The organism is Marinobacter sp. M3C (genome assembly GCF_023311895.1).
Classification (GTDB): Bacteria; Pseudomonadota; Gammaproteobacteria; order Pseudomonadales; family Oleiphilaceae; genus Marinobacter.
Window position 1 is genome coordinate 3,346,429 of the sequence record NZ_CP092284.1, and the last position, 9,847, is coordinate 3,356,275.

Genomic DNA, 9,847 nt, shown 5'->3' on the forward strand with positions numbered 1-9,847 from the left:
TTGGAGTGACTCAATGAGCAAGATTATCGGTATTGACTTAGGTACAACCAACTCCTGCGTTGCCGTTATGGACGGTGGCAAGGTTAAGGTTATTGAAAACTCTGAGGGCGACCGCACTACGCCGTCAATCGTTGCCTACACCGAAGACGGCGAAATTCTGGTGGGTCAGTCTGCCAAGCGTCAGGCTGTTACCAACCCGTACAACACCCTTTATGCGATCAAGCGTTTGATCGGCCGTCGGTTCGAAGACGATGTTGTGCAAAAAGACATCAAGATGGTGCCTTATAAAATTGCCAAGGCCGACAACGGCGATGCTTGGGTCGATGTAAAAGGCCAGAAAATGGCTCCGCCGCAGATTTCTGCGGAAATTTTGAAGAAAATGAAGAAAACCGCCGAAGATTATTTGGGCGAGAAAGTGACTGAAGCCGTTATTACCGTTCCTGCGTATTTTAACGACAGCCAACGCCAGGCGACCAAAGATGCAGGAAAAATTGCCGGTCTCGACGTTAAGCGTATTATCAACGAGCCGACCGCGGCAGCTCTGGCTTACGGTATGGACAAGAAAGGCGGCGACCGCACCATCGCTGTTTACGACCTGGGCGGCGGTACGTTTGACCTGTCAATCATCGAAATTGCCGATGTAGACGGCGAGCATCAGTTTGAAGTGTTGGCCACCAACGGCGACACCTTCCTGGGCGGTGAAGATTTCGATATGAAAATCATCGAATTCCTGGCCGGCCAGTTCAAGAAAGACAGCGGTATTGATCTGCGCGGCGATTCATTGGCCATGCAGCGCCTTAAAGAAGCCGGCGAGAAAGCTAAAATCGAGCTTTCCAGCAGCCAGCAGACCGACGTGAACTTGCCGTACATTACCGCTGATGCCAGCGGCCCCAAACACATGAACGTGAAGCTGACCCGCGCCAAGCTGGAATCCCTGGTGGAAGACCTGGTACAGCGTACTCTTGAGCCGTGTAAAGTCGCCTTGAAAGACTCTGGTCTGAGCATCGATCAGATCGACGAAGTTATCCTGGTAGGCGGCCAGACCCGTATGCCGCTGGTGCAGGAAAAAGTAAAAGAGTTCTTCGGCAAAGAAGCTCGCAAAGACGTTAACCCGGACGAAGCTGTTGCTATGGGCGCCGCCATTCAGGCCGCCGTATTGTCTGGCGATGTGAAAGACGTACTGCTGCTGGACGTTACCCCGCTGAGCCTGGGTATCGAAACCATGGGTGGTGTGGCTACCTCGCTGATCGACAAAAACACCACGATTCCGACCAAGAAGTCGCAGACTTTCTCGACAGCAGACGACAGTCAAACAGCGGTAACCATTCACGTGGTTCAGGGTGAGCGCAAGCAGGCCACGCAGAATAAGTCACTAGGCCGTTTCGATTTGGCTGACATTCCGCCTGCACCGCGCGGCGTGCCGCAAATCGAAGTAACGTTCGACATCGACGCCAACGGCATTCTGAACGTGTCTGCTAAAGACAAGGCGACCGGTAAAGAGCAGTCCATCGTGATCAAAGCCTCTTCCGGCCTGAACGATGAAGAAATCGAAAAGATGGTCCGTGACGCCGAAGCCAACGCTGACGAAGACCGCAAGTTTGAAGAGCTGGTTCAGGTCCGCAACCAGGGCGATGCCATGGTTCACGCGGTGCGTAAAACCTTGAAGGACGCCGGCGATAAAGTCAGCGACAGCGAGAAAGAGTCGATTGAAGCGTCTGTGACTGAACTTGAAGAAGCGCTGAAAGGTTCTGATAAGGACGACATCCAGGCTAAGACCGAGAAGCTGACAGAAGTTTCCGGCGAATTGGCCAAGAAGATGTACGCCGATCAGGCGGAGCAGGGTCAGCCGGCGGAAGGGCAGGAAAAGGCCCAGTCGAACACCGCTGATGACGCTGTTGACGCTGAGTTCGAAGAAGTGAAGGACGACGATAAGCGTTAATCGATTGACCTAGATTTTTGCCAGTAGTTGGAAAACGCGGGTCGCTCCCGCGTTTTCCTCGTTATAACCACGGGATTTGAAGCATGGCCAAGCGCGACTATTACGAGACTCTCGGCGTAAGCCGGGACGCGGACGACAAAGAAGTAAAGCGGGCGTATCGCAAGCTTGCAATGAAATATCACCCGGACCGCAACCCGGACGATAAAGACGCCGACAACAAATTCAAAGAAGCCAGCGAGGCCTACGAAATACTCGCAGACGCCAACAAACGTGCGGCCTACGACCAGTTTGGTCATGCCGGCGTTGACGGCCAGGGTGGCGGTGGCTTTGGTGGCGGTAACGGGAATTTCTCGGATATTTTTGGCGACGTATTTGGCGATATTTTTGGAGGCGGTGGTGGCCGTGGCCGCAGCACCCGCGGCTCTGATCTACGCTATACTCTGGAACTGGACCTGGAAGAAGCCGTTAAAGGCAGAACGGTTAAAATCACCATTCCTGGCCATCGTGAATGCGAAACCTGTGATGGCAGTGGTGCCGAGAAAGGCTCGCGCCCTGAAGCCTGTGGTACCTGTAAAGGTATGGGTCAGGTGCGTATGCAGCAGGGTTTTTTCACCGTGCAGCAAGCGTGTCCTACCTGTCGTGGCGCGGGTAAGGTTATCAAGAATCCGTGCAGCAAGTGCCATGGCCAGGGCCGGGTGAAAGAAGAGAAGACCCTATCGGTTAAAGTGCCTCCCGGCGTGGATACCGGCGACCGCATCCGTTTGTCTGGTGAAGGCGAAATGGGCATAGAGGGCGGCCCTCCTGGCGACCTGTATGTGCAAATGGCCGTGCGCGAGCACGCCATCTTCACCCGCGACGGTCGTAACCTGTATTGTGAAGTGCCCATCAGCATTGTTGATGCCGCTTTGGGTGGTGAGCTGGAAGTGCCAACGCTGGATGGCCGCGTGAAGCTGAAAATACCTGCCGAGACCCAAACCGGAAAGCTGTTCCGTTTGCGCAACAAAGGCGTGGCACCTGTGCGTGGTGGCGGTGCTGGCGACTTGCTCTGTCGGGTGACCATCGAAACCCCGGTACGCCTGACCAAACGCCAGAAAGAACTGTTGCACGAGTTTCAGGATACCCTCGACAGCGATGACGGCGACCAGCACGGCCCGAAAAAAACATCGTGGTTTAGAGGTGTGAAGAGCTTCTTCGACGAAACCAAGTTCTGAAGGTGCGCAGAGGCGAGTACTGAGGACTTCCATAGATGCAAGCACTGAGGGTTTATAGATGAAGGTAGCCATCATCGGCGCCGCGGGGCGCATGGGGAAAGTACTGATCGAAGCCGTTGACGGTACCGATGGCCTGCAACTGGGCGCGGCTATTGTTGAGCCCGGCAATAGTCTGATCGGTGCCGACGCCGGCGACATGACCGGCATCGGAAAAACCGGTGTCGCCATGGCCGGCAGCCTGGTGGACGTGAAAGATGATTTCGACGTGCTGATCGACTTCACCTTTCCGGATCTAACCCTGGAAAATGCCCGCTTCTGCCAGGCTAACGGTAAGTCCCACGTGATTGGCACTACCGGATTGTCTGACGCTGAAAAGCAGCAGCTGGCACAAGTGGCCGAAAACGTGCCGGTGGTGTTTGCCCCTAACATGAGTGTGGGCGTGAACGTGGTGCTGAACTTGCTGCGCACTGCGGCGGCCGCGCTGGGTGACGACTACGACGTTGAAATCATCGAAGCCCACCACCGTCACAAGAAAGACGCGCCCTCCGGCACGGCGCTGCGCATGGGCGAAGTGGTTGCCGGTGCACTGGGTCGCAACTTGAAAGAATGCGCTGTTTACGGCCGTGAAGGCTTTACCGGCGAACGCACCCGCAAAGAAATCGGCTTTGAAACCATTCGCGCGGGCGACGTTGTGGGTGACCACACCGTGCTGTTTGCCACCGAAGGCGAGCGCATTGAAATCACCCACAAAGCCAGCAGCCGTATGACGTTTGCCAAAGGCGCCATGCGTGCCGCACTGTGGCTGAAAGACAAGCCGGCCGGCTTGTACGACATGCAGGATGTGTTGGAATTGAAGCAATAACGCCATTGGGTGGATTCTTCGTGGACAAAAAGCGCCCCATTTTCTACAATAGGGCGCTTTAACTGCATCAAGCGTAGCTTTTACAGCGCCACGGGAAATCTCTTTTGTTCCCGTAGGACAAAACAGCGGGACGGAGCTATAACTCCCTCTCGCTTTTTTGCGACCTGAATTTGCGCCTACGCTCCCGTTCATGACGAACATGACGCCACTCGATGAGGATAGAAGCCTTGAGCACACCCGCAATCCTTGCACTCGCAGACGGCAGCCTGTTTTACGGCACCGCTATTGGCGTTGACGGCGAAACCAGCGGCGAAGTGGTGTTTAACACCGCCATGACCGGCTATCAGGAAATACTGACCGATCCTTCCTACGCTCGCCAGCTGGTCACACTTACGTATCCGCACATTGGGAACACAGGCGTAAATCCGGAAGACGTGGAATCAGATCGCATACACGCTGCAGCCCTGATCATCCGTGACCTGCCACTGGCAGCCAGCAACTGGCGCAGCACACAGAGCCTGGATGGCTATTTGCGCGACAACAATATTGTGGGCATTGCCGATATTGACACCCGTCGCCTCACTCGAATTCTGCGCGATAAAGGCTCCCAGAGTGGCGCTGTCGTCGCCGGCGAAAGCGCTACCGCCGAACGCGCTCTGGAATTAGCAAAAGCCTTCCCAGGTTTGAAAGGAATGGACCTGGCGAAAGACGTCAGCTCGAAAGAGGTTAGCCACTGGACAGAAACTGAGTGGGACCTGGTCAGCGGTTACGGCCAGCAGGACAGCCCGCGCTTTAAAATCGTGGCTTACGATTACGGTATTAAACTGAACATCCTGCGCATGCTGGCATCGCGCGGTTGCGACATCACCGTTGTGCCGGCACAAACACCCGCAGCCGAGGTGTTGGCGATGAATCCGGACGGCGTGTTCCTGTCCAATGGCCCTGGTGATCCTGAGCCCTGCGATTACGCCATAAAAGCGATTCGGGATATTTTGGAAGCCGACCTGCCGGTGTTTGGTATCTGCCTGGGTCACCAGCTTCTGGCCTTGGCTAGTGGTGCTAAAACCATGAAGATGAACCACGGGCATCACGGTGCCAACCATCCGGTGCAGTGCCTGGCTGACGGCACAGTGATGATCACTAGCCAGAATCACGGTTTTGCCGTAGACGAGGCCAGCTTGCCGGCGAATCTGGAGGCTACTCACAAGTCGTTGTTTGATGGCACTCTGCAAGGTTTGCGCCGCACAGATAAAGCCGCGTTTAGCTTTCAGGGCCACCCGGAAGCCAGCCCTGGCCCCCACGATGTTGCGCCACTGTTTGACGAGTTTGTCCGCTCGATGAAAGCCCGGCGCGCTTAAAGTGTAGGCAAGCGAGGCCGGCCAATGGCCTCGCGTAAAACAGGCGCTGCGCACCGCGCTGCAAGAAATTAAAGTTGCTGACAGGTTGACCAAGACATGCCAAAACGTACCGACATTAAAAGCATCCTGATCCTGGGAGCCGGCCCCATCGTGATCGGGCAGGCGTGCGAATTCGACTATTCCGGCGCCCAGGCCTGTAAGGCTCTGCGCGAGGAGGGCTACCGGGTGATACTGGTTAACTCCAACCCGGCAACCATCATGACCGACCCGGCCATGGCCGATGCCACCTACATCGAGCCGATTATCTGGTCGACAGTTGCCAAGATTATCGAAAAAGAAAAGCCCGATGCCTTGCTGCCGACCATGGGCGGGCAAACCGCGTTGAACTGTGCGCTGGATCTGGAAAAGCACGGCGTACTGGCTAAATACGGCGTTGAAATGATCGGTGCCAACGCCGATACCATCGACAAAGCTGAAGACCGCAGTCGTTTTGACAAGGCTATGAAATCCATTGGCCTTGAATGCCCCCGTGCCGACATTGCTCACAATCTGGAAGAAGCCCACCGCATTGCCGACAAGGTGGGTTTTCCGTGCATTATTCGGCCTTCGTTTACTATGGGCGGCTCCGGCGGCGGCATTGCGTACAACCGTGATGAATTCGAAGAAATCTGCATTCGCGGGCTGGATCTGTCGCCCACCAACGAACTGCTGATCGACGAATCGCTGATCGGCTGGAAAGAATACGAAATGGAAGTGGTGCGTGACAAAAACGATAACTGCATTATCGTGTGTGCCATTGAAAACTTCGACGCCATGGGCGTGCACACCGGCGACTCTATCACCGTGGCACCGGCGCAAACCCTGACCGACAAAGAATACCAAATCATGCGTAACGCCTCGCTGGCGGTTTTGCGTGAAATCGGTGTGGAAACGGGCGGCTCCAACGTGCAGTTTGGCATTCATCCGGATACCGGTCGCATGGTGGTGATCGAGATGAATCCGCGGGTGTCGCGTTCCTCGGCGCTGGCGTCTAAGGCCACCGGCTTTCCCATTGCGAAAGTGGCGGCCAAGCTGGCGATCGGTTACACCCTGGACGAGTTGAAGAACGACATTACCGGCGGCATTACCCCCGCTTCGTTCGAGCCCAGCATCGATTACGTGGTGACCAAGATTCCACGGTTCACCTTTGAAAAATTCCCCCAGGCTGACGCCCGCCTGACCACCCAGATGAAATCGGTGGGTGAGGTGATGGCCATTGGCCGTACCTTCCAGGAATCGTTGCAGAAAGCTTTGCGCGGCCTTGAAGTAGGCTCTGACGGCTTTGACGAAATGCTGCCGGAATTTGACAGTGAAGAAAGCCGGCAAACGTTGACCCGCGAGCTGAATGTGCCCGGTGCCGAGCGCATCTGGTACATCGGTGATGCCTTCCGCGCGGGACAGAGTGTGGCGGATATCTTTCGCCAGACCCACGTAGATCCCTGGTACCTGGTGCAGATTGAAGACTTGATTAAAGAAGAGAAGGCGCTGCAGGCGTCTGGCAGGGCCGAGCTGGACCACGCTACCCTGTTTCGCTTGAAGCGTAAGGGGTTCTCCGACGCGCGCCTGGCGAAGCTGATGGGCGTGAAAGAAGACGCCTTCCGCGCTATGCGCCACGGGCTGGGCATTCGTCCCGTGTATAAGCGTGTAGACACCTGTGCTGCGGAATTTGCCTCAGACACCGCCTACATGTATTCCAGCTATGAAGAAGAATGCGAGTCGAACCCGACTGACCGTGAAAAGATCGTGGTCATTGGTGGCGGTCCCAACCGTATTGGTCAGGGCATCGAGTTTGATTACTGCTGCGTACATGCGGCCCTGGCGATGCGTGAAGATGGCTATGAAACCATCATGATCAACTGCAACCCGGAAACCGTGTCGACCGATTACGATACCTCTGACCGCCTGTATTTTGAGCCGATCACCCTGGAAGACGTGCTGGAAATTATCCACGTTGAAAAACCCAAAGGTGTGATTGTGCAGTACGGTGGTCAAACCCCGTTGAAGCTGGCCCGCGGCCTCGAAGCCGCTGGTGTGCCCATTATTGGCACCAGCCCGGACGCCATTGATTGCGCCGAAGACCGTGAGCGGTTTCAGAAGCTGATCACTGAACTGGGTCTGAAGCAGCCCGAGAACGCCACCGTGCGCAGCCATCAAGAAGGCATTGTCGCCGCTCGCAAGATTGGTTACCCGCTAGTGGTCCGCCCGTCTTACGTGCTGGGTGGCCGCGCCATGGAAATCGTGTATGGCGAAGACGAACTGGAGCGATACATGCGCAACGCGGTGCTGGTATCTAACGACAGCCCGGTATTGCTGGACCACTTCCTGAACGCCGCGATAGAGGTAGATATAGACGCTATTTGCGACGGCAAAGACGTGGTCATTGGCGGTATCATGCAGCACATAGAACAGGCCGGTATTCATTCCGGTGATTCTGCTTGCTCACTGCCGCCATACAGCTTGCCCGCTGATGTTCAGAACGCCATGCGCGACGCGGTCAAACAGATGGCGCTGGCGCTAAATGTGGTCGGTCTGATGAACGTGCAGTTAGCCTGGCAAGACGGTGAAATCTACGTCATTGAAGTGAACCCCCGTGCCTCGCGTACCGTGCCGTTTGTGTCCAAGGCCATCGGCGTGTCCTTGGCCAAAGTGGCCGCGCGGGTTATGGCCGGCACATCGCTGGCGGAGCAAGGCTTTACCCAAGAAATTATACCGGCGCATTACTCGGTGAAAGAGTCGGTGTTCCCGTTCAACAAGTTCCCTGCGGTTGATCCGATTCTCGGGCCGGAAATGAAGTCTACTGGCGAGGTGATGGGCATCGGCGACAGCTTTGACGAAGCCTTCGGCAAAGCCGTACTGGCTGCCGGCGAGCGTCTGCCATCTCAGGGTGTCGCTTTCATGTCGTTGCGCGATGTCGATAAGCACGGCGCTGAACGTGTAGCGCGTTCGTTGGTCGAATGCGGCTTCAAGATAATTGCCACCACCGGCACTGCCGCCGCCCTGCGCAAAGCGGGTGTTGAAGCAGGGTTAGTGAACAAGGTTCATGAGGGTCGCCCGCACATTGTGGATGCCATTAAAAATGGCAAAGTTCAACTCGTGATCAACACCACTGACGGCCGTAAAGCGGTGTCGGATTCGTCCCAGATCCGCCAGTCCGCGTTGCAGGCTAAGATCAGTTACACCACCACCCTGGCAGGTGGCGAAGCCTTCTGCCGGGCCATCAAGTTTGGTCCGGAGCGTACGGTTCGCCGCCTTCAGGATTTGCACTCAGGAAAATAAAATTATGTCGGCAAGAGTACCAATGACCACGTTGGGCGAAGCACGCCTGCGTGCCGAGCTGCAGAAGCTGAAATCGAAAGATCGTCCGCGCGTCATTGCTTCCATCGCTACCGCACGTGAACACGGCGATCTGAAGGAAAACGCGGAATACCACGCTGCCCGTGATCAGCAAAGTTTTATTGAAGGCCGGATCCAGGAAATTGAAGGTAAGCTCGGTGGCGCTCAGGTGATTGATGTCACCACCATCGAAAACACCGGTAAAGTGATTTTTGGTACTACCGTTCACCTGCTGAATACGGACACCGATAAACAGGTTATATACCAGATTGTTGGTGAAGACGAAGCGGATATTAAAGACGGTAAAATTTCGGTGTCGTCACCCATTGCCCGTGCACTGGTAGGCCGCAGAGGAGGCGATGTAGTCGCCATTCGCGTGCCGTCTGGCACAGTGGAATATGAAATTGAGAAGGTTGAGTACATCTGATTAGCGATGTGACTTACACAAAAAAGCCGGTCTGGAATTTCCGACCGGCTTTTTTGTGTCTGCTGTATGCGCAACCTGCGCCTTGGTCAGTGCTTAAGGCGCAACAAATTGGACAGCTTGGGGTTTGGTGTCTTGGCGCGGCGCAAAATCACAGCAATTTTACCAATGGTCTGAACGACTTCAGCCTTGGCGTCGGCACACAGTTCGGTCACCGCCTGTTGGCGTGTTTCGCGATCCTGGCTAGCGATTTTTATCTTGATCAGCTCGTGGTCGTTCAATGCCCGCTCCAGTTCTTCCTGAAGGTTTTCGGTCAGGCCCTTATCACCTACAATAATGACCGGTTTCAAATTGTGGGCGATCGCCCGGTATTCCCGGCGCTGTTCTGGTGAAAGGCTCATGATGCAATCTCTTTATAGCGGCAATTAACAAAAGGTCAGCACTCGTTGTGCTGCCGTCAACGTATAATGTTGGGATTGTAGCAGAAAGTGCGGCAAGAAAAATTGCCGTTAACACTTATCGCGCGGGCCTTTTTGGCCCATTAATGGAACGATACCTGCTCCAATCAGTCGAATCCTTTGGTGGTGGTATTGCAATTCGTTATCAAGTCCCCCACTTAAAGAATTCAGGTATTTCGGTTGCTGGCACCCGCAGCCAGAAATGACCGGCAAGTTTGGTGAC

The 9,847-nt window shown here is 55.3% G+C and carries 8 protein-coding genes; 7 read left to right on the top strand and 1 reads right to left on the bottom strand.

Annotation, left to right across the window (positions count from 1 at the left end):
- Nucleotides 1–13 precede the first annotated feature (13 nt).
- From dnaK to greA, 6 genes are all read left to right on the top strand, one after another.
- Nucleotides 14–1,939 carry a molecular chaperone DnaK gene (gene dnaK / locus MIH18_RS15680; protein WP_249012829.1) on the top strand — a complete coding sequence of 642 codons (1,926 nt, stop codon included), beginning with the start codon at nt 14–16 and terminating at the stop codon, nt 1,937–1,939.
- Nucleotides 1,940–2,022: 83 nt separating this feature from the next.
- On the top strand, nt 2,023–3,150 hold the full coding sequence (dnaJ, locus tag MIH18_RS15685) for a molecular chaperone DnaJ (protein WP_249012830.1): 1,128 nt from the start codon (nt 2,023–2,025) through the stop codon (nt 3,148–3,150).
- Between the two features lie 58 nt (nt 3,151–3,208).
- Nucleotides 3,209–4,012 (top strand): 4-hydroxy-tetrahydrodipicolinate reductase, encoded by an 804-nt coding sequence (gene dapB, locus MIH18_RS15690; RefSeq protein ID WP_249012831.1) that lies wholly within the window; start codon nt 3,209–3,211, stop codon nt 4,010–4,012.
- A 227-nt stretch (nt 4,013–4,239) separates the two neighbouring features.
- Nucleotides 4,240–5,370 carry a glutamine-hydrolyzing carbamoyl-phosphate synthase small subunit gene (carA, locus tag MIH18_RS15695; protein ID WP_249012832.1) on the top strand — a complete coding sequence of 377 codons (1,131 nt, stop codon included), beginning with the start codon at nt 4,240–4,242 and terminating at the stop codon, nt 5,368–5,370.
- A gap of 96 nt (nt 5,371–5,466) precedes the next feature.
- Nucleotides 5,467–8,685, top strand: a complete 3,219-nt coding sequence (gene carB / locus MIH18_RS15700) for a carbamoyl-phosphate synthase large subunit (protein WP_249012833.1) — start codon at nt 5,467–5,469, stop codon at nt 8,683–8,685.
- A 4-nt stretch (nt 8,686–8,689) separates the two neighbouring features.
- Complete coding sequence (greA, locus tag MIH18_RS15705; RefSeq protein ID WP_249006386.1) at nt 8,690–9,169, top strand: transcription elongation factor GreA; 480 nt, start codon at nt 8,690–8,692, stop codon at nt 9,167–9,169.
- Between the two features lie 86 nt (nt 9,170–9,255).
- Here greA and yhbY read toward each other — a convergent pair whose 3' ends face one another.
- Complete coding sequence (gene yhbY, locus MIH18_RS15710; RefSeq protein ID WP_249006385.1) at nt 9,256–9,567, bottom strand: ribosome assembly RNA-binding protein YhbY; 312 nt, start codon at nt 9,565–9,567, stop codon at nt 9,256–9,258.
- A gap of 47 nt (nt 9,568–9,614) precedes the next feature.
- Between yhbY and MIH18_RS15715 the strand changes: the two genes are divergently transcribed.
- On the top strand, nt 9,615–9,830 hold the full coding sequence (locus tag MIH18_RS15715; RefSeq protein WP_249012834.1) for a hypothetical protein: 216 nt from the start codon (nt 9,615–9,617) through the stop codon (nt 9,828–9,830).
- Nucleotides 9,831–9,847: the final 17 nt, after the last annotated feature.

Coding starts and splice junctions, on each gene's coding strand:
- dnaK (WP_249012829.1), top strand. CDS start 14: ATGAGCAAGATTATCGGTATTGACTTAGGTACAACCAACTCCTGCGTT.
- dnaJ (WP_249012830.1), top strand. CDS start 2,023: ATGGCCAAGCGCGACTATTACGAGACTCTCGGCGTAAGCCGGGACGCG.
- dapB (WP_249012831.1), top strand. CDS start 3,209: ATGAAGGTAGCCATCATCGGCGCCGCGGGGCGCATGGGGAAAGTACTG.
- carB (WP_249012833.1), top strand. CDS start 5,467: ATGCCAAAACGTACCGACATTAAAAGCATCCTGATCCTGGGAGCCGGC.
- greA (WP_249006386.1), top strand. CDS start 8,690: ATGTCGGCAAGAGTACCAATGACCACGTTGGGCGAAGCACGCCTGCGT.
- yhbY (WP_249006385.1), bottom strand. CDS start 9,567: ATGAGCCTTTCACCAGAACAGCGCCGGGAATACCGGGCGATCGCCCAC.